Source organism: Streptomyces sp. NPDC002776 (assembly GCF_053592195.1).
In genome coordinates this window covers 141748-161552 of sequence record NZ_JBSFVG010000008.1, presented here as the reverse complement: position 1 = coordinate 161552, position 19805 = coordinate 141748, and the positions used below count along the sequence as shown (strand labels likewise).

General features: G+C 72.4%; 18 protein-coding genes. 14 read left to right on the top strand and 4 right to left on the bottom strand.

Translation table 11 applies throughout. The features are described 5' to 3' along the window. Positions 1–184 precede the first annotated feature (184 nt). The 7 genes from ACWD11_RS18410 to ACWD11_RS18380 all read left to right on the top strand — a co-directional run bounded on the left by ACWD11_RS18410 (position 185) and on the right by ACWD11_RS18380 (position 5904). Entirely contained in the window at positions 185–1750 is a 1566-nt protein-coding gene (locus ACWD11_RS18410) for an acyl-CoA carboxylase subunit beta (protein ID WP_389419964.1), read from the top strand. Then, entirely contained in the window at positions 1747–1968 is a 222-nt protein-coding gene (locus tag ACWD11_RS18405; RefSeq protein WP_451284091.1) for an acyl-CoA carboxylase subunit epsilon, read from the top strand. The genes ACWD11_RS18410 and ACWD11_RS18405 overlap by 4 nt, the downstream gene beginning before the upstream one ends. Further along, positions 1965–2894, top strand: a complete 930-nt coding sequence (locus tag ACWD11_RS18400; RefSeq protein WP_451284089.1) for an MBL fold metallo-hydrolase — start codon at positions 1965–1967, stop codon at positions 2892–2894. Before ACWD11_RS18405 ends, ACWD11_RS18400 begins: the two co-directional genes overlap by 4 nt. Positions 2895–3024: 130 nt before the next feature. Continuing rightward, complete coding sequence (locus tag ACWD11_RS18395) at positions 3025–3414, top strand: cell division protein SepF (protein ID WP_389419961.1); 390 nt, start codon at positions 3025–3027, stop codon at positions 3412–3414. 227 nt (positions 3415–3641) lie between these two features. Continuing rightward, the gene (locus ACWD11_RS18390; RefSeq protein ID WP_451284262.1) at positions 3642–4904 is read left to right on the top strand and encodes an ATP-binding protein; all 1263 of its coding nucleotides are present in this window, start codon (positions 3642–3644) and stop codon (positions 4902–4904) included. Then, positions 4901–5227, top strand: a complete 327-nt coding sequence (locus ACWD11_RS18385; protein ID WP_389419959.1) for a nucleotide pyrophosphohydrolase — start codon at positions 4901–4903, stop codon at positions 5225–5227. Before ACWD11_RS18390 ends, ACWD11_RS18385 begins: the two co-directional genes overlap by 4 nt. A gap of 194 nt (positions 5228–5421) precedes the next feature. After that, positions 5422–5904: a DUF6099 family protein gene (locus tag ACWD11_RS18380; protein ID WP_389420085.1), complete on the top strand. Its 483-nt coding sequence runs from the start codon at positions 5422–5424 to the stop codon at positions 5902–5904. Positions 5905–5956: 52 nt separating this feature from the next. Here ACWD11_RS18380 and ACWD11_RS18375 read toward each other — a convergent pair whose 3' ends face one another. Continuing rightward, complete coding sequence (locus ACWD11_RS18375; RefSeq protein ID WP_451284086.1) at positions 5957–6157, bottom strand: hypothetical protein; 201 nt, start codon at positions 6155–6157, stop codon at positions 5957–5959. Between the two features lie 243 nt (positions 6158–6400). Here ACWD11_RS18375 and ACWD11_RS18370 point away from each other — a divergent pair, with 243 nt between their 5' ends. The 3 genes from ACWD11_RS18370 to ACWD11_RS18360 all read left to right on the top strand — a co-directional run bounded on the left by ACWD11_RS18370 (position 6401) and on the right by ACWD11_RS18360 (position 11461). After that, entirely contained in the window at positions 6401–7324 is a 924-nt protein-coding gene (locus ACWD11_RS18370) for an LLM class F420-dependent oxidoreductase (protein ID WP_389419957.1), read from the top strand. 142 nt (positions 7325–7466) lie between these two features. Next, entirely contained in the window at positions 7467–8927 is a 1461-nt protein-coding gene (locus ACWD11_RS18365) for a 3' terminal RNA ribose 2'-O-methyltransferase Hen1 (RefSeq protein ID WP_451284084.1), read from the top strand. Then, complete coding sequence (locus ACWD11_RS18360; protein ID WP_451284082.1) at positions 8924–11461, top strand: polynucleotide kinase-phosphatase; 2538 nt, start codon at positions 8924–8926, stop codon at positions 11459–11461. The genes ACWD11_RS18365 and ACWD11_RS18360 overlap by 4 nt, the downstream gene beginning before the upstream one ends. Before the next feature lie 9 nt (positions 11462–11470). On the opposite strand, the gene ACWD11_RS18355 is transcribed toward ACWD11_RS18360, so the two are convergent. Together ACWD11_RS18355 and ACWD11_RS18350 are read right to left on the bottom strand one after the other, a co-directional pair. Then, complete coding sequence (locus ACWD11_RS18355; protein ID WP_451284080.1) at positions 11471–12364, bottom strand: hypothetical protein; 894 nt, start codon at positions 12362–12364, stop codon at positions 11471–11473. Next, positions 12361–13431 carry an SPFH domain-containing protein gene (locus ACWD11_RS18350; RefSeq protein WP_451284078.1) on the bottom strand — a complete coding sequence of 357 codons (1071 nt, stop codon included), beginning with the start codon at positions 13429–13431 and terminating at the stop codon, positions 12361–12363. The genes ACWD11_RS18355 and ACWD11_RS18350 overlap by 4 nt, the downstream gene beginning before the upstream one ends. A 129-nt stretch (positions 13432–13560) precedes the next feature. Here ACWD11_RS18350 and ACWD11_RS18345 point away from each other — a divergent pair, with 129 nt between their 5' ends. Further along, entirely contained in the window at positions 13561–14784 is a 1224-nt protein-coding gene (locus ACWD11_RS18345) for an arginine deiminase (protein ID WP_451284076.1), read from the top strand. Between the two features lie 79 nt (positions 14785–14863). Then, on the top strand, positions 14864–15874 hold the full coding sequence (argF, locus tag ACWD11_RS18340; RefSeq protein WP_451284074.1) for an ornithine carbamoyltransferase: 1011 nt from the start codon (positions 14864–14866) through the stop codon (positions 15872–15874). A 6-nt stretch (positions 15875–15880) separates the two neighbouring features. Here argF and ACWD11_RS18335 read toward each other — a convergent pair whose 3' ends face one another. After that, positions 15881–16333: an ATP-binding protein gene (locus tag ACWD11_RS18335; protein ID WP_389419950.1), complete on the bottom strand. Its 453-nt coding sequence runs from the start codon at positions 16331–16333 to the stop codon at positions 15881–15883. Positions 16334–16626: 293 nt separating this feature from the next. On the opposite strand from ACWD11_RS18335, the gene ACWD11_RS18330 reads away from it, so the two are divergent. Then, positions 16627–17454, top strand: a complete 828-nt coding sequence (locus tag ACWD11_RS18330) for an enoyl-CoA hydratase family protein (RefSeq protein ID WP_389419949.1) — start codon at positions 16627–16629, stop codon at positions 17452–17454. Further along, the gene (locus ACWD11_RS18325) at positions 17439–19802 is read left to right on the top strand and encodes a bifunctional salicylyl-CoA 5-hydroxylase/oxidoreductase (RefSeq protein WP_451284071.1); all 2364 of its coding nucleotides are present in this window, start codon (positions 17439–17441) and stop codon (positions 19800–19802) included. The genes ACWD11_RS18330 and ACWD11_RS18325 overlap by 16 nt, the downstream gene beginning before the upstream one ends. Positions 19803–19805 lie beyond the last annotated feature (3 nt).

Below are 19805 nucleotides of genomic sequence, written 5' to 3'. Positions count from 1 at the left end.
CGCCCCGGTCGTCGAGTGCGGCTCGACGCCCGAATGAGCAAGCGCTGCCAGTCTTCGCGCCCAGGTACGCGCGGTGGCATTTAAGCCCCACTCCACCGGCTCTCCAGCTCAGCGACGCACTCTGTCGCCCACGCGTTCCGAAAACGGGCTGAACCAGCCTCTTGACGACCTGTGAGGAGCGTCAATGGACCGCTTTCCACCTCCACTCCGGGAACGGACTGCCGAACTCCACGAACTGCGCGAGTCGGTGCACCGCGGTCCCTCGGAGCGGGCGACCCAGGCACAGCACGCCAAGGGGAAGCTGACCGCACGCGAACGGATCGATCTGCTCTTCGACAAGGGCACGTTCACCGAGACCGAGGGCCTACGACGGCACCGGGCGACCGGCTTCGGCCTGGAGGCCCGCCGACCGCACACCGACGGCGTGATCACCGGCTGGGGCCGGATCAACGGCCGCACCGCCTTCGTGTACGCCCATGACTTCCGGATCTTCGGTGGCGCGCTAGGCGAGGCGCACGCCCAGAAGATCCACAAGCTGATGGATCTGGCCACGGCGGCCGGCGCCCCGGTGATCGGCCTGTGCGACGGCGCCGGCGCCCGGATCCAGGAGGGCGTCACCGCGCTCGCCGGGTACGGCGGCATCTTCTCCCGCAATGTACGCAACTCCGGGGTCATCCCCCAGATCAGCGTCATCATGGGCCCGTGCGCGGGCGGCGCGGCCTACTCGCCGGCGCTCACCGACTTCGTGTTCATGGTGCGCGGCACCTCGCAGATGTTCATCACCGGCCCCGACGTCGTCCAGGCGGTGACCGGCGAGGAGATCACCATGGACGGGCTCGGCGGCGCCGACCCGCACTCCACCGCCTCCGGCGTGGCCCACGCGGTCTTCGACGACGAGGAGGAGTGCCTGGAGAACGTCCGCTTCCTGCTCTCCCTGCTGCCCGCCAACAACCGCGAACTCGCCCCGTCCGTCGCCGAGTCCGACCCGGTCGACCGGCGCACCGAGGCGCTGCTGGACATGGTCCCGGCCGACCCGCGCGCCTCCTACGACGTCCGGGACGTCATCGAGGAGATCGTCGACGACGGCTTCCTCTTCGAGGTCCACGAGAACTGGGCCCGCAACGTGGTCTGCGCGCTGGTCCGGATGGGCGGCGACGTCACCGGCATCGTCGCCAACCAGCCCATGGTGCAGGCCGGTGCGCTGGACATCGCGGCCTCCGAGAAGGCGGCGCGGTTCGTGCGGTTCTGCGACTCCTTCAACATCCCGCTGGTCACGCTGGTGGACGTGCCCGGGTTCCTGCCCGGCGTCGGCCAGGAGCACGGCGGCATCATCCGGCACGGCGCGAAGCTGCTGTACGCGTACTGCGACGCGACCGTGCCCCGGGTCCAGCTGATCATGCGCAAGGCGTACGGCGGCGCGTACATCGTCATGGACTCCCGTTCCATCGGCTGCGACGTCTCCCTGGCCTGGCCGGTCAACGAGATCGCGGTGATGGGCGCGGAGGGCGCGGCGAACGTCGTCTTCCGGCGCGAGATCGCGGCCTCGGACGATCCGCAGGCGACGCGCGAGCAACTGGTGAAGGAGTACCGCTCGGAGCTGATGCACCCGTACTACGCGGCCGAACGCGGCCTGGTGGACGACGTCATCGACCCCGCGGAGACCCGCGCCCGGCTCATCGACGCGCTGCGCACGCTGCGCCGCAAGCACGCCGACCGCCCCTCCCGCAAGCACGGGAACCAGCCCCAGTGACCGAGGACCGGGTGATACGAGTGCTACGAGGCGAACCGACACCGGAGGAACTCTCCGCCCTGCTCACGGTGCTGCTGGCGATGTCCGGCCGCCGGGAGGCGCCGGCGGAGGTGGAACCCCTGCCGGTCCAGCCGCCGGCGGTGGCCTGGACGCAGACGGGCGGAGGGGGAACGAGTTGGGCGGCGCCGGGATACCCGTACTGGACGGCGGTGACATGAGCGGATCCGCGACGCGGCTGCGGACCGAGCTCACCGAGGTCGCCGACGGGGTCTACGCCCACCTCCAGCCCGACGGGGGCTGGTGCCTCAGCAACGCGGGTGTGGTCGCCGGTCCCGAGGGCCTGCTCCTCGTCGACACGGCGGCCACGGCCGCGCGGGCGGCGGCTTTGCGGGAGGCGGTGGGAGGGCTCGGCCGCGGCCCGGTCCGGGTCCTGGTCAACACCCACCACCACGGCGACCACACCCACGGCAACGGCGCGTTCGCGGGCGCGACGGTGGTGGCGCACGCCCGGACCCGGGCGGAGATGGAGCGCAACGGCCTGGCCCTCACGGGGGTCTGGCCGGACGTGGCGTGGGGAGAGCTGTCGGTACGGCTGCCGGACCTCACCTTCACCGACCAGCTGAGCCTCTACCAGGGCGACCGCGAGATCCGCCTGCTCCATCTGGGCCCGGCGCACACCAACGACGACGTGGTGGCGTGGCTCCCCGAGGAACGGGTCCTGTTCGCCGGGGACGTCGCGATGGCGGGCTGCTCGCCGTTCGTCCTCATGGGCTCGGTGTCGGGCTCCCTGGCGACCCTGGCCCGGCTGCGCGCCCTCAGGCCCCGCACGGTGGTCTGCGGCCACGGCCCGGTACGGGGGCCGGAGGTGCTGGACGAGACGGCGGAGTACCTGCGCTGGATCCAGCGGGTGGCGGCGGAGGGCCGGGCCCGGCGCCTGACCCCCCTGGTGGCGGCCAGGGAGGCGGGCAAGGGCGCCTTCGGCCATCTCACCGAGTTCGAGCGCATCGTGGGCAACCTGCACCGCGCCTACGCGGAACTCGACGAGCGCGAGGCGATCGCCTCCGGCCGGACGGTGGACGTGGCCGAGGCGTTCGGCGAGATGATCACCTACAACGGCGGCGCCCTCCCCACCTGCCACGCCTGACGGGGCACCGACACAGGCACCGACACAGGCCGCACCACTCCGGCCCGTGTCGGTGTTGGGCCGAACGGGTGACTTGGCGTAAGAATTGGCTGGTGCAGGCATTGAGTACCAGTCAGTTCGGGGGGAGCCGGTGAACCGCTACGACGTCACCGATGAACAGTGGGAAGGGCTCGCCCAGGTCGTACCCCTGCGCGGCCGGGACGCATGGCCGTCCGCGGTGGACCACCGCTCGCTTCCCGAGGCGGCGACCGAGCCGCGCCGCCGCTTCGTGGTCCTGCGGGTCAACGTCTTCGGCGACGCCCGTGAGGTCGCGGAGACGCTGATGGCCGGCATCCCGGTCCTCCTCGACCTCACCGGCGCGGAGACGGAGGTCGCCAAGCGCGTCCTCGACTTCAGCACCGGCGTCGTCTTCGGCCTGTCGAGCGGGATGCACCGGGTCGACCGGAACGTGTTCCTGCTGACCCCGCACGGCACCGAGGTGAGCGGCCTGATGGAGGGAGCGACGGTCCCCGACTCCTGACCCGCCCGGTCCCCCGATCGTAGGAACCCCCCACCACCGAAACGATTCCCCCGCCCCCACCCTCCTACGGTCCGCATATGACCCCACCCCCCACGCCCCCGAAGCCGACCGACTCGCGCGTGCCGGACCCCGCCGTCTCCACGCGGGCCGACGGCGAGCCGCCGAGCCTGTCCCGCGCGCCGGGTTCTCCGACGTCCGCCCGCACGCCGAAGCCACCGGCGCCTCGCGTGCCCGCGCCGACGGAGCCCCCGAGCCCTTCCCACGCACCCGGCTCCAGCACGTCCACCCCACCCCCGACCCCGACCGCCCCCCGGACATCCCGCGCGACCGCGTCCCCCTCGGGTGGGCCGAGCGCTGTCTCCGGGGAGGTCCGGCGTCCTCAGCGGCCGCAGGTCACCGAGTTGCGGCTTTCCGCGTTTGCCGGGCATCGGGGGGTTCGGGTGCCGTTAGGGGCGTGCACCTTGCTCGCGGGGGTCAGTGGGTGCGGGAAGACGAGTGCGCTGCGGGCGTACGAGGCGCTGGCCCGGCTCGGCGGGGGCGCCGCACTGCGGGACGTGTTCCCCGATCCCCTCGCCTGCGTGCCGGACGGCGCCCGCCCCGACGCCCAGCGCCGCCGGGGCTTCCGCATCGGCTGCACCGCCGACGGCCCCGAGGGCCCGGTCCGGCTCGACCTCGCCGTACAGGCCGAACCCGCCCTGCGGATCGTCGGCGAGCGGCTGACGGCCGACGGCGTCACCCTGCTGGAGACCGCCCTGCGCGACCCCGGCCGGCGCACGGTCCAGGCCGCCTGGCACACCGCCGGATCCGCGCCCGTGACCCGCGCCCCGCTCCCCGACGACCTGCTCGGCACCGCGCTGCTGCCCCTGCGCGTGGCCGGCAAGACGGACGGCCAGCGCCGCGTCCTGGCCGCCGCCGAGCAGATGGTCGTCGCCCTGCGCTCGGTCTTCCCCTGCGATCCGCACCCGGACCGGATGCGCGCCCCCGTCCCCACCGGCTCCGGACGCCTCCTCGGCGGCTGCGACAACCTCGCCGACGTCCTGTGGCGCACCCGCGTCGAGTGCGCCCGCCGCCACCAGCAACTGATCGCCGCGGTACGCGCCGGATGCGCCGGCCCCGTCCAGGACGTCCTGGCCGAACAGCCCGGCGACGGCACCGTCCGCGGCGTGCTGGACCGCGGCGACGGCACCCGCACCGACTTCGCCCGCCTCGGTGACGGCGAACTCCGCCATCTCGCGCTCGCCCTCGTCCTGCTCACCGGCCCCGGCGTGCTGGACCTGGACGCCCCCGGCGAGGTGCCCCCGGCCATGCGGACCCTCACCGTCCTGACGGACGGCCTCGAACGCGCCCTGGACCCACACCAGCGCACCGAACTCCTGCGGCTCGCCGCCCGGATGTGCGCCCGCGGCCACATCCGCCTCGTCGGGACGGTCAGCGACCCGGCCTGCGCCGACGGAACGCCCGGCGTCACGGTGGTACACCTGACCCCGTGACCGAACCCCTCGACGTGGCGAAGCTCCAGCGCAGGCTGGCCGAGTTCGCCGCCGCCCGCGACTGGCAGCCGTACCACACCCCCAAGAACCTCGTCGCCGCGCTCAGCGTGGAGGCCTCCGAACTGGTCGAGATCTTCCAGTGGCTGACGCCCGAGGAGTCGGCCCGGGTGATGTCCGACCCCGACACCGCGCACCGCGTCACGGACGAGGTCGCCGACGTGCTGGCGTATCTGCTGCAACTGTGCGAGGTGCTCGGCATCGACCCCCTGGCGGCCCTGGCCGCGAAGATCGACCGGAACGAACGCCGGTTCCCGGCGCCGTAAGGCCGGTCGTGCACCTGGGAGTTGATCAGCCCTATATCACTCTCAGTCACCAATCACCCGCCCGAAACCGATTTGTTGTCCGCAGATTTCCGTCTTCCTCTGGCTTTTCGTCTCACACCCCCTCACTCTGGGTAGTGAACAAGGGAGTTCAGGAAGACGTGCCAGAGGCGCGTCGGAGCAGACGGGGGCAGCGCATGGACGCGGTGCGGCTCATCGTGACGAGCAGGCGTGCCCTGGCGGCGAGCGACCGCACGCCGGAGATCATGACCGAGGTGTGGCAGGCACAGGCGCTGGCCCAGGCGATAGGCAGCCGGCTCGCGGTCTTCGGCCCGCCCGAACTGCGCGGCGAGGCACTGGGATTGACCGAACTCGCGGGAAGGGGCTGCGGGGTGCTCGACACCCCCGTACTCGACCTCAAGGACCTGCGCGCCGCCCAGCTCGGCGACCTGGGCGACGCCCGCCAGGCGCTGATGTACCTGGGCGGGCTGCTCGGTGAGGTCGGCATCGCCCTCGTCGGTCTGGCGAGCGCGGCGGACGACGAGGCCACGTACTGGCAGTGCATGGAGGCCATCGACGCGGCCGACGAGTCCCGCGACCGCGTCCTGGAGATGCTCCGCAGACTGGCCGACCGGGACAGGGAACTGCTGTTGCAGGAGGCGCAGAGAGAAGCCGGCTGACCGGCCCACCGACCTCAGCCCCCACGAGGAAAGCCCCCCGGCGAGAACCTTCCTAGTCGCCGTCCTCCACGACCCCCGCCGCCGCACCCCGCCCCGGCCCTCCGGCCGACTGGAACTCCGCGTCCAGCGCGGACAGATCCGCGTTCAGCGCCGCCATCAGCTCCTCCATCTGCTGCAACAGCCCCTTCGGCTGACCGGCGGCGCCCCCGGCGCCCCCGGCCCCGCCCTGCTGCGGCACGGATTCTTCGGACATGACGGCCTCCTCGGCCCCCGGCCCCGGGTTGCGGAGACCGATGCGGGTGTCGCCCGGCGGCGAACAGGCCGGTGCGGGAGCCGGGCGGTCCGGCTCCGCCCGAGCCAACGATCATCACCGAACCGGGTCACTGGCCCGGCCCCGCCCCGGCCCACGCCGTCGACGTTTTTCACCCGACCGTGGGGGAGCGCGGCCGGTGGGACCGCCGGGGTTGACCACCGCCCCACCATGCAGGATGGAGGCATGGATCTGCGCATCTTCACCGAGCCCCAGCAGGGGGCCACCTACGACACCTTGCTCACCGTGGCGAAGGCCACCGAGGACCTTGGATTCGATGCCTTCTTCCGGTCCGACCACTATCTGAGCATGGGCTCCGGGGACGGCCTGCCCGGCCCCACCGACGCCTGGATCACCCTCGCCGGTCTCGCCCGCGAGACCAAGCGCGTCCGCCTCGGCACCCTCATGACCGCGGGCACCTTCCGGCTGCCCGGCGTGCTCGCCATCCAGGTCGCGCAGGTCGACCAGATGTCGGGCGGCCGGATCGAACTCGGCCTCGGCGCGGGCTGGTTCGAGGAGGAGCACAAGGCGTACGGCATCCCCTTCCCGAAGGAGAAGTTCGGGCGCCTGGAGGAGCAGCTGGCGATCGTCACCGGTCTGTGGGCCACCGAGACCGGCAAGACCTTCGACTTCCACGGCACCTACTACGACCTCACCGGCTCGCCCGCGCTGCCCAAGCCCGCCCAGGCGAGGATCCCGGTGCTGATCGGCGGCCACGGCGCCAGCCGCACCCCGCGTCTGGCGGGCCGGTACGCGGACGAGTTCAACATGCCCTTCGGCAGCATCGAGGACACCGTCCGGCAGTTCGGCCGGGTCCGGGCCGCCGCCGAGGCGGCCGGCCGCCCCGCCGACGCGCTCACCTACTCCAACACCCTGGTGGTCTGCGTCGGCAAGGACGACGCGGAGGTAGCCCGCCGGGCCGCCGCCATCGGCCGTGAGGTGGACGAACTGAAGGCCAACGGCCTGACCGGCTCCCCGGCCGAGGTCGTCGACAAGATCGGCCGCTACGCCGAGACCGGCTCCAGCCGGATCTACCTCCAGCTCTTGGACCTCTCCGACCTCGACCACCTGGACCTCATCTCCTCCCAGGTGCAGTCGCAGCTCTCGTAAGGCCGCAGGAATAAACAAAGGCGCCGGTCGGGCCCGGTGTGCGAAGGTGTGACCGTCGTCCTGAAGGCCCCCAGGATCACCCTCCTGGGGGCCTTCGTCGTACGGCGGCGCATCCGTCCACCGAGCCTCAAAGGCCCTGCCCATGTTCCTGACGATCAGTACCACCGGCACCCCACAGCGCCCCGCCACCGACCTCGGCTACCTGCTGCACAAGCATCCCGAGAAGGCGCAGGCGTTCTCCACGTCCTACGGCACGGCCCATGTCCTCTACCCCGAGGCGGACGCCGAACGCTGCACGGCGGCGCTGCTGCTGGAGGTCGACGCGGTGGCGCTGGTCCGGCGCGGCAAGGGCAAGGGCCGCGGCGGCGCCCCCGACGCGGCGCTCGCGCAGTACGTCAACGACCGCCCCTACGCCGCCTCCTCGTTGCTCGCGGTGGCCCTGAGCGGGGTGTTCTCCAGCGCGATGAAGGGCGTCTGCGCGGCCAGGCCGGACCTCCCGGGACAGGCCCGCCCGCTGTGCGTCGAGGTGCCCGCGCTGCCCGCCCGCGGCGGCCCGGACCTGGTGCGGCGACTGTTCGAGCCGCTCGGCTGGACGGTCACCGCCGAACCGGTGGCCCTCGACGAGCGGTTCCCGCAGTGGGGCGATTCGCGCTACGTCCGGCTCGTCCTGGAGTCGGATGCGCTCACCCTCGCCGAGGCGTTGCGCCACCTGTACGTCCTGCTGCCCGTCCTGGACGACGCCAAGCACTACTGGGTCGCGCCGGACGAGGTCGACAAGTTGCTGCGCGCCGGTGAGGGCTGGCTGCCGGAGCATCCCGAGCAGAAGCTGATCACCAGCCGCTATCTCTCCCGCCGCTGGTCGCTGACGCGCCAGGCCATGGAGCGTCTTGAGCTGGTGCGGCTCGCCGAGGCCGATGACAGCGAGGTCGAGGACATCGACAACGCCGTGGAGGCCGACGCGGAGGAAGAGGAGCGCCCCACCCCGCTCGCCGTGCAGCGCCGGGACGCGATCCTCGCCGCGCTGCGGGAGTCCGGTGCCGCACGCGTCCTCGACCTCGGCTGCGGCCAGGGCCAGTTGGTGCAGGCGCTGCTCAAGGACGTCCGCTTCACCGAGATCGTCGGCACCGATGTCTCGATGCGGGCGCTGACCATCGCCGCCCACCGGCTCAAGCTGGACCGCATGGGCGAGCGGCAGGCGTCCCGGGTGAAGCTCTTCCAGGGCTCGCTCGCCTACACCGACAACCGGCTCAAGGGCTACGACGCCGCCGTGCTCAGCGAGGTCATCGAGCACCTCGACCTGCCGCGGCTGCCCGCCCTGGAGTACGCGGTCTTCGGCGCCGCCCGCCCGCGGACGGTCCTGGTGACCACCCCGAACGTCGAGTACAACGTCCGCTGGGAGTCCCTCCCGGCCGGACACGTCCGGCACGGCGACCACCGCTTCGAGTGGACCCGCGAGGAGTTCCGCGCCTGGGCGCGGAAGGTCGCCGAACGGCACGGCTACGCCGTGGAGTTCACCCCCGTGGGACCCGAGGACCCCGAGGTGGGTCCGCCCACCCAGATGGCCGTCTTCCGGCTGACCGACAAGGAGGCGAAGGCCGCATGACCGAGAACCAGGGGCGTACCCTGCCCGTCACCGACCTCTCCCTCGTGGTGCTCGTCGGCGCCTCCGGCTCCGGCAAGTCCACCTTCGCGCGCCAGCACTTCAAGCCCACCGAGGTGATCTCCTCGGACTTCTGCCGGGGCCTGGTCGCCGACGACGAGAACGACCAGAGCGTCAGCAAGGACGCCTTCGACGTCCTGCACTACATCGCGGGCAAGCGGCTCGCGGCCGGCCGCCGTACGGTCGTCGACGCCACCAGCGTCCAGCAGGATTCCCGGCGCCAGCTCATCGAATTGGCCAAGCGCTATGACGTGCTGCCGATAGCCATCGTGCTGGACGTGCCGGAGGAGGTGTGCGCCGAGCGCAACGCGGCCCGCACCGACCGCGCCGACATGCCCCGCCGGGTGATCCAGCGGCACATCCGCGAACTGCGCCGCTCCATCCGGCAGTTGGAGCGCGAGGGCTTCCGCAAGGTGCACGTCCTGCGCGGAGTCCAGGAGGTGGAGCAGGCCACCGTCGTCACCGAGAAGCGCTACAACGACCTGACCCACCTCACCGGCCCCTTCGACATCATCGGCGACATCCACGGCTGCTCCGCCGAACTGGAGGCGCTGCTCGGCAAGCTCGGTTACGCCGGCGGCGTCCACCCGGACGGCCGGACCGCCGTCTTCGTCGGCGACCTCGTCGACCGCGGCCCGGACAGCCCGGGTGTGCTGCGCCGGGTGATGTCGATGGTGAAGTCGGGTCACGCGCTGTGCGTGCCGGGCAACCACGAGAACAAGTTCGGCCGCCACCTCAAGGGCCGCGCGGTCCAGCACACGCACGGACTCGCCGAGACCATCGAGCAGATGGAGGGGCAGAGCGAGGAGTTCGTGCGCGAGGTAAGGGAGTTCATCGACGGCCTGGTCAGCCATTACGTTCTCGACGGCGGCAAGCTGGTCGTCTGCCACGCCGGTCTGCCGGAGAAGTACCACGGCCGCACCTCGGGCCGGGTCCGCTCGCACGCTCTGTACGGCGACACCACCGGCGAGACCGACGAGTTCGGGTTGCCGGTGCGCTACCCGTGGGCCGAGGACTACCGGGGCCGGGCGGCCGTGGTGTACGGCCACACCCCCGTCCCGGAGGCCACCTGGCTCAACAACACCATCTGCCTGGACACCGGTGCCGTCTTCGGCGGCAAGCTGACCGCGCTGCGCTGGCCGGAGCGGGAACTGGTCGACGTACCCGCCGAGCAGGTCTGGTACGAACCGGCCAGGCCGCTGCGCACGGAGGCGCCCGGCGGGCACGACGGGCGGCCGCTGGACCTGGCGGACGTGCACGGGCGCCGGGCCGTGGAGACGCGGCACGCGGGACGGGTCGCCGTCCGGGAGGAGAACGCGGCGGCGGCCCTGGAGGTGATGAGCCGCTTCGCGATCGACCCGCGGCTGCTGCCGTACCTCCCGCCGACCATGGCGCCGACGGCGACCTCGCAGGTGGAGGGGTACCTGGAGCACCCGCAGGAGGCGTTCGCGCAGTACCGGGAGGACGGGGTCGAGCGGGTCGTGTGCGAGGAGAAGCACATGGGCTCGCGCGCCGTGGTCCTGGTGTGCCGGGACGCGGACGCGGCGCGCGGGCGGTTCGGGGTCGACGGGCCGACCGGGTCGCTGTACACGCGGACCGGGCGTCCCTTCTTCGACGACGAGTCGGTGACGGAGACGATCCTCGGTCACCTGCGCGCGGCCGTCGGCGCGGCCGGACTGTGGGACGAACTCGCCACCGACTGGCTGCTGCTGGACGCCGAGCTGATGCCCTGGTCGCTGAAGGCGTCCGGGCTGCTGCGCTCGCAGTACGCGGCCGTGGGCGCCGCCTCCGGGGCGGTGTTCCCGGGTGCGCTCGCCGCGCTGGAGGGCACCGCCGCGCGGGGTGTCGACGTGTCGGGGCTGCTGGTCCGCCAGCGCGAACGGGCCGCGGACGCCTCGGCGTTCACCGAGGCCTACCGCCGCTACTGCTGGCCCACCGAGGGCCTGGACGGCGTCCGCCTGGCGCCGTTCCAGATCCTGGCGGTCCAGGGCCGCAGCCTCGCCGCGCTCCCGCACGACGAACAGCTCGCGCTGCTGGACCGGCTGGTGGAGCACGACGGCACGGGCCTGCTGCAGACGACGCGTCGCCTGCACGTCGACACCACCGACCCGGAGTCGGTGCGGGCGGGCGTCGACTGGTGGCTGGAGATGACCGGCCGCGGCGGCGAGGGCATGGTCGTCAAACCGGCCGGCGCCCTGGTGCGCAGCCCGCAGGGCCGGCTGGTGCAGCCGGGCATCAAGTGCCGTGGCCGCGAGTACCTGCGGATCATCTACGGCCCCGAGTACACGCGCCCGGACAACCTGACCCGGCTGCGCCGGCGCTTCCTCAACCACAAGCGCTCGCTCGCGATCCGCGAGTACGCGCTCGGTCTGGAGGCCCTGGACCGGCTGGCCGGGGGCGAGCCGCTGTGGCGGGTGCACGAGGCGGTGTTCGGGGTGCTGGCGCTGGAGTCGGAGCCGGTCGACCCGCGGCTGTGACCGGCGGCCCTACCCCGCGAGCCGCAGCCGCTCCCGGCACACGCCGATCCGGACCGACTGGCCCCAGGTCAGTTCCAGGGCGTCGGTCTCCATGCCGTCCCCGAAGGCGACCAGGCGTTCGGACTCGACGGTGAGGGTCAGCCGGGCCGGGCCGGCCAGCTCACCGGCCACCAGGGAGGTCCCGGTGGCCGGTGAGGGCCAGGCCTCGCGGACGAACCACACCAGCCGTTCCTCCGCCGGGGAGGGCAGCCGCAGCCGCCCTCCCCAGTCCTGCCACACCGACCGGAGCCATCCGGTCGCCCCCGTCCCGGTGCCGATCAGCACCCCGGACGAGGCCTGGGCCTCGACGACACCCCCGTCGTCCTCCAGGCCCAGGCGGTACCGTGCCGTCTGGTGTCCGGCGGCGCCCAGATAGATCTCGTTCAGCGCGACCAGCCGCTGGGTGTCGTCGGCGACGGCCTCGACCATGGTGAGCTCGTCCACGGCCGAGGTGCCGGCCGACGCCAGCAGCTTCGCCGCGTCCCCGGGCCGGTGCCGTACCAGGACCCCGGGGTTGCGTCCGGGTTCGGCGTCGATGCCGATCACCGGTTGCCCCGACAGGTACTTGGCGACGTTCGCCACCAGTCCGTCCTGGCCGACCACCACGACCACGTCCTGCGGCGCGAACAGGAAGCGGTCCACGTCGGCCCGCTCGACCCGTGCCTGCCGCCAGGTCAGCGGGATCGCCGCGGCCACCTCGGCGAGCGCCCGGCGGGTGCGGCGGTGCCGGGCCGCGATCTCCTCGATGTCCCGGCCGCGGGAGCGCAGGAAGTAGGCGGCCTGGCCGTGGGTGCCGTGCCGGGCCACCAACTCCTCGTACTCCGTGGTGCGGTGGACCAGCACGGCCCGGGGCGCGAGACTCACGTCCGCTCCCCGTCGCCGAGCCGGGCGAGCAGTCCGGTGAGCACGTCCGGCGAGACGGTGACGCTGTCGATGCGGGGCAGGTTCTCGGCGAGCCGGGTGCCGGTGAGGGCGTGCAGGACGGCGACGTCCACCTCGGCGTGCACCCGCAGCCAGGCGGCCTGGGCCGCGGCCTTCGCGTCACCGACCTCCCGGGTGCCCTCGGCCTCGGCGCGGGCGAGCCGTACGGAACGCGCGGCCTCGGCCTCCGCGAGCCGTTCGGTGCGCCGCGCCTCGGCGTCGGCCAGCCGCACCGAGCGAGCCGCCTCCGCCTCGGCCCGTACCGCGTCGGCCGCGGCGGCCTCCTCCGCCTCCCGGCGCGCGTTGGTGCCCCGCTGATCGACCAACTGCTCCTCGCGGCGGGCGAGTTCGATCTGGCTGGCCAGCTCGTTCTCGGCGATCGCGCGTTCCCGCTCGACGGCCACCGCCCGTCGCTCGTACGTGGCCCGGTCGGCCTCCTGCTGGATCAGCTCGCGCGCCGGGGTCCGCAGCGCCCGCTCCACCTCCGGCTCCGGGCGCAGCGCCACCACCCGCACGGCGACGATCTCGATGCCGGTGGCGGGCAGCCGGGGTTCGGCGGCGAGCCCGGCGGCGACCCGTTCGCGCACCGCGCTCACCCCGTCCACCAGGGCCGACGCGAGCGGCGTACGGGCGAGGACGGCGAGGGCGTGCTGCTGGGCCGTCTCGGTGAGCAGGGTGCCGAGCTGTTCCAGGGGAGCGCCGCGCCAGGCCCCGGTGTCGGGGTCGACCGAGAAGTCCAGCCGGGCCGAGGCGAGGGCCGGGTCGCTGATGCGGTAGGTGACCGTCGCCTGCACGGCCACGTCCTGGAAGTCGGCCGTACGGGCGTGGAACGTCATCGCCAGCTCCCGGTCGTCGACCGGCACTTCGGAGATCGCCGCGCTGAGCGGCCGGAACCAGAAGCTGATCCCGGGTCCGTCGTGCACCAGGCGGCCCGAGCGGTGGTGCCGGATGTGCGCCGTCGGCGCCCCGCGCAGATGGCGCCACCCGAGGCGCCGGGTGATGTCGGCCATGGAATGACCCCCCTCACTGGTTTTCGTCATGACGACGATAAGCGGGGAGCCCGTTTATCGTCAAGGGGACGAGAACCGGAAGTGGTCAAGAAGGGGGTGAAGGGCGCCCCCGGTGGTCAGGATGGAGTCATGGGATTCCATGTCGACTCCGAGGCCGGGCGGCTCAGCCGCGTCATCCTGCACCGGCCGGATCTCGAGCTCAAAAGGCTCACCCCCAGCAACAAGGACGCGCTGCTCTTCGACGACGTGCTCTGGGTGCGCCGGGCGCGCGCCGAGCACGACGGCTTCGCCGACGTCCTGCGCGACCGCGGGGTCACCGTCCACCTCTTCGGCGACCTGCTCACCGAGGCCCTGGCGATCCCGGCGGCCCGCACCCTCGTCCTGGACCGCGTCTTCGACGAGAAGGAGTACGGCGTCCTCGCCACCGACCATCTGCGTGCCGCCTTCGAGAACCTGCCCGCCCCCGAACTGGCCGAGGCCCTCGTCGGCGGCATGACCAAGCGCGAGTACCTGGACGCCCACCCGGAGCCGGTCTCCGTGCGCTTCCATGCCATGGAGCTCGACGACTTCCTCCTCGCGCCCCTGCCCAACCACCTCTTCACCCGCGACACCTCCGCCTGGATCTACGACGGCGTCTCCGTCAACGCCATGCGCTGGCCGGCCCGTCAGCGCGAGACCGTGCACTTCGAGGCGATCTACCGGCACCACCCGCTGTTCCGCGCGGAGACGTTCCCCTTCTGGTCCGAGGGGCAGGCCGACTACCCGTCCACCATCGAGGGCGGCGACGTCCTGGTGATCGGCAACGGCGCCGTGCTGATCGGCATGAGCGAGCGCACCACCCCGCAGGCCGTGGAGATGCTGGCGTACAAGCTGTTCGCCGCGGGTTCCGCCCAGTCGATCGTGGCCCTGGACATGCCCAAGCGGCGTGCCTTCATGCACCTCGACACCGTGATGACGATGGTCGACGGCGACACCTTCACCCAGTACGCCGGGCTCGGCATGCTCCGCTCGTACACCATCGAGCCCGGCGTCGACGGCAAGGAGCTGAAGGTCACCGACCATCCGCCGGAGCACATGCACCGAGCCATCGCCGCCGCCCTCGGACTGAGCGAGATCCGGGTCCTGACCGCGACCCAGGACGTGCACGCGGCCGAGCGGGAGCAGTGGGACGACGGCTGCAACGTCCTCGCGGTCGAGCCGGGCGTCGTCGTGGCCTACGAGCGGAACTCCACCACCAACACGCATCTGCGCAAGCAGGGCATCGAGGTCATCGAGATCCCCGGCAGCGAACTGGGCCGGGGGAGGGGCGGCCCGCGCTGCATGAGCTGCCCGGTCGAGCGAGGGGCCGTGTAGCCCAAACCGCCCTGTATATAAATGTGGAACATCGTATAGACTTCCAGGGTCATTGTTCACGTATCTCTGGAGCGCCCCCATGGCGACAGTCCCGACCGCCCTCGCCGGCCGCCACTTCCTCAAGGAGCTCGACTTCACCGAGGAGGAGTTCCGCGGGCTGATCGAGCTGGCCACCGAGCTGAAGGCCGCCAAGAAGGCCGGGACCGAGCCGCAGCACCTGCGCGGCAGGAACATCGCGCTGATCTTCGAGAAGACGTCCACCCGCACCCGCTGCGCCTTCGAGGTCGCCGCCGCCGACCAGGGCGCCTCGACGACCTACCTGGACCCCTCCGGCTCGCAGATCGGGCACAAGGAGTCGGTCAAGGACACCGCGCGGGTGCTCGGGCGGATGTTCGACGCCATCGAGTACCGCGGGGACAGCCAGGAGAAGGTCGAGGAGCTGGCCGCGCACGCCGGGGTGCCGGTCTACAACGGCCTCACCGACGACTGGCACCCCACCCAGATGCTCGCCGACGTCCTCACCATGCTGGAGCACACCCCGAAGACCCTGGACGACTCCATCGCCTTCGCCTACCTCGGCGACGCCCGCTTCAACATGGGCAACAGCTATCTGATCACCGGCGCGCTGCTCGGCATGGACGTGCGGATCGTCGCGCCCAAGGCGTACTGGCCGCACGAGGACATCGTCGCCGAGGCGCGCCGGCTCGCCGAGACCAGCGGGGCAGCCGTCCTGCTCACCGAGTCCGTGGCCGAGGGCGTCCTGGGCGCCGACTTCGTCGCCACGGACGTCTGGGTCTCGATGGGTGAGCCCAAGGACGTCTGGGACGAGCGGATCAAGGCGCTGGTCCCGTACGCGGTCACGATGGACGTGCTGCGGGCCACCGGCAACCCGGACGTGAAGTTCCTGCACTGCCTCCCGGCCTTCCACGACCTGGGCACGAAGGTCGGCCGGGAGATCTTCGAGGCCCACGGCCTGGACTCCCTGGAAGTCACCGACGAGGTCTTCGAGTCGCCGCACTCGGTGGTCTTCGACGAGGCGGAGAACCGCATGCACACGATCAAGGCGGTCCTGGTCGCCACGCTGGCCTGAGACCGCCTACCCGGGCCGCCGCTGCGCCGGTATCGCCGGCAACCTGAACCACACAGCCTTCCCCGACGGCGTCGGCCGGTGACCGCACGACGAGCTCAGCGTGCGGATCAGCAGCAGCCCCCGGCCGTGCTCCTGCCAGGGATCCGGCTCCCCCTCGCAGGGGCGGGTGAGGTTCCCCGGCGGCGCCGGGTCCGGGTCGTGCACCTCGACCTGGCAGCCGCCCGGCAGCAGCCGCACCACCAGCTCTATCGGCCCCTCGCCCGCCGTGTGCTCCACGGCGTTGGCCACCAGCTCCGCGGTCAGCAGCTCCGCGGTGTCGCTGTCGGCACAATGCTCCAGCTCGGCCAGGGCGGTACGGATCAGGGCGCGCGCGACCGGCACCGCCGCGGTGGTGTGCGGCAGCGCGATGCGCCAGGAGGCGGAGGCGGGGAGGCGATCGTGCACGGCGGATCCGTTCATCAAGCAGGCAGTCCTGCTCTCGACCAGAGGAATGGTACGGGGCCCTCGCCGAAGGCGTCCGGCGGGCACCGCCCGGGGCCCTTCACCCCGGTGACCAGCGGCCTACCCAGGTGAGCGGCGCGCCTCGCGCCGTTGCTCCCGTCGTTACCGGGGCGTCGACGACCCGTGACACCCGGGTCGCCGCCGTGACGTATCGCGCTGTCCTGACGACAGTCACGGATGGGTGATAACTTCGTCGGGTAGACCTCAGTGGAACAGCGCCGCCCGCAGTCCGCCCGAGGAGGCCGCCCGCCATGAGTCCCTTCACCGGCTCCGCCGCCCGGACCGAGCGCTGGCGCCATCTGCGGGTGGACCTCACCGACGGCGTCGCCACCGTCACCCTCGCCCGCCCCGAGAAGCTCAACGCCCTCACCTTCGGCGCCTACGCCGACCTGCGCGACCTCCTCGCCGAGCTGTCCCGGGAGCGGGCGGTACGAGCCCTGGTGCTGGCCGGGGAGGGGCGCGGCTTCTGCTCCGGCGGGGACGTGGACGAGATCATCGGCGAGACGCTGTCCATGGACACGGCCCAGCTGCTGGACTTCAACCGGATGACCGGCCAGGTGGTGCGGGCGGTCCGCGAGTGCCCGTTCCCGGTGATCGCGGCGATCCACGGCGTGGCGGCGGGCGCGGGCGCGGTGCTGGCCCTGGCCTGCGACTTCCGCGTCGCCGACCCCTCGGCCCGCTTCGCGTTCCTGTTCACCCGGGTCGGCCTGTCCGGCGGCGACATGGGAGCGGCGTACCTGCTGCCCAGGGTCGTCGGCCTCGGCCACGCCACCCGCCTGCTGATGCTGGGCGACCCGGTACGGGCGCCGGAGGCCGAGCGCATCGGCCTGATCAGCGAGCTGACGGAGGAGGGCCGGGCGGACGAGGCGGCACGGTCCCTGGCCCGCCGCCTGTCCGAGGGCCCGGCTCTGGCGTACGCCCAGACCAAGGCGCTCCTGACGGCGGAACTGGACATGCCCCTGGCGGCAGCGGTGGAACTGGACGCCTCGACACAGGCCCTGCTGATGACGGGCGAGGACTACGCGGAGTTCCACGCGGCCTTCACCGCGAAGCGACCTCCCAAATGGAGGGGACGGTGACTGTTCCGACCCCAGGGGCGCGGGGAACCGCGCGACCAGCCCCCACCCACCCGCAGCCGCTGACCACCACCAGCCACCCCCTCCAGGTGGCGATCATCGGCGGCGGCCCCGGCGGCCTCTACGCCGCCGCCCTCCTCAAACGCCTCGACCCCGCCCGCGAGATCACCGTCTGGGAACGCAACGCCCCCGACGACACCTTCGGCTTCGGCGTGGTCCTCTCCGACGAAACCCTGGGCGGCATAGAACACGCCGACCCCGAGGTCTACGCGGCCCTGCAACAGGACTTCATCCGCTGGGACGACATCGACATCGTCCACGGCGACTCCCGCCACACCTCCGGCGGACACGGTTTCGCCGCCCTCGGCCGCAAACGCCTGCTGGAGATCCTGCACGACCGCTGCCACGCCCTCGGCGTGGACCTCCGCTTCACCTCCGAGGCTCCCGGTCCCGCCCGGCTGGCGGAGACCCACGACCTGGTCATCGCCGCCGACGGTGTGCACAGCACCACCCGTGCGGCCTACGCCCCTGTGTTCCGCCCCCATGTGGCCACCCACCACTGCCGTTACATCTGGCTGGCCACCGACTTCGCCTTCGACGCCTTCCGCTTCGACATCGCCGAGACCGAACACGGCGTGATGCAACTGCACGGCTACCCCTATGCCCGCGCCGCCTCCACCGTCATCATCGAGATGCGCGAAGAGGTGTGGCGCGCCGCCGGATTCGACGGGCCCGACCCGCAGGAATCCATCGAGAGCTGCGCCAAGATCTTCGCGGAGGCCCTGCGCGGCCGCCCCCTGCACTCCAACAAGTCCGCGTGGACGACCTTCCGCACGGTCGTCAACGAACGCTGGTCGCACGAGAACATCGTGCTGCTGGGCGACGCCGCGCACACGGCCCACTTCTCCATCGGCTCGGGCACGAAGCTGGCGGTGGAGGACGCCCTCGCACTCGCCGCGTGCCTCCAGGAACAGCCCGGCATCCCCAGCGCGCTCAGCGCGTACGAGGAGGAACGCAAACCCGTCGTCGCCTCCACCCAGCGCGCCGCCCGCGCCAGCCTGGAGTGGTTCGAGGACATCGCCCGCTACCTCGGCCAGCCCCCGCGCCAGTTCGCCTTCAACCTGCTCACCCGCAGCCGCCGGGTCACCCACGACAACCTCCGCCTGCGCGACGCCCGCTTCACGGAATCGGTGGAACGCGCCTTCGGCTGCCCGTCCGGTACGCCGCCGATGTTCACCCCGTTCCGGCTGCGCGGGCTGACCCTGCGCAACCGGATCGTCGTCTCGCCGATGGACATGTACTCGGCCGTGGACGGACTCCCCGGCGACTTCCACCTCGTCCACCTGGGCGCCCGGGCCCTCGGCGGGGCCGGCCTGGTGATGACCGAGATGGTGTGCATCAGCCCCGAGGGCCGGATCACCCCCGGCTGCACCGGCCTCTACCACGGCAAGCAGGCCGAGGCCTGGCGCCGGATCACCGACTTCGTGCACACCCGGGCGCCCGGCACCGCGATCGGCGTGCAGCTCGGCCACAGCGGGCGCAAGGGCTCCACCCGGCTGATGTGGGAGGGCATGGACGAGCCGCTGCCCGACGGCAACTGGCCGCTGGTGGCCGCCTCCGCGCTCCCGTACAAGCCCGGGAGCCAGACCCCGCGCGAGCTCTCCCGCGCCCAGCTCACCGATCTGCGCGAGCAGTTCACGGCGGCGGCCTGGCGTGCCGCCCGCGCGGGCTTCGACCTCCTCGAACTCCACTGCGCGCACGGCTATCTGCTCTCCGGCTTCCTCTCCCCGCTGACCAACCGCCGTACCGACGCCTACGGCGGCTCCCTGGACAAGCGGCTGCGTTTCCCGCTGGAGGTCTTCGACGCGGTCCGGGGCGTATGGCCGCAGGAACGGCCCATGACCGTCCGTATCTCCGCCACGGACTGGGCCGAGGGCGGCACCGGTGCCGAGGACGCCGTCGAGATCGCCCGCGCCTTCGCCGCGCACGGCGCCGACGCGATCGACGTCTCGACCGGGCAGGTGGTGGCCGAGGAGCAACCGGAGTTCGGGCGCTCGTACCAGACGCCGTACGCCGACCGCATCCGCAACAGCACCGGCGTCCCGGTGATCGCGGTGGGCGCGATCTCCTCCTGGGACGACGTCAACTCCCTGCTCCTGGCGGGCCGCGCCGACCTGTGCGCCCTGGCCCGCCCCCACCTCTACGACCCCAACTGGACGCTGCACGCGGCGGCGGAGCAGTCGTACGAGGGACCGGGCGTCGTCTGGCCGGACCAGTACCGGGCGGGCAGCCGCCACCCCCGGACGGGCCGCACGGACGCCCCCAAGCCCCGCCTGACGCTGGGGACATGAGGG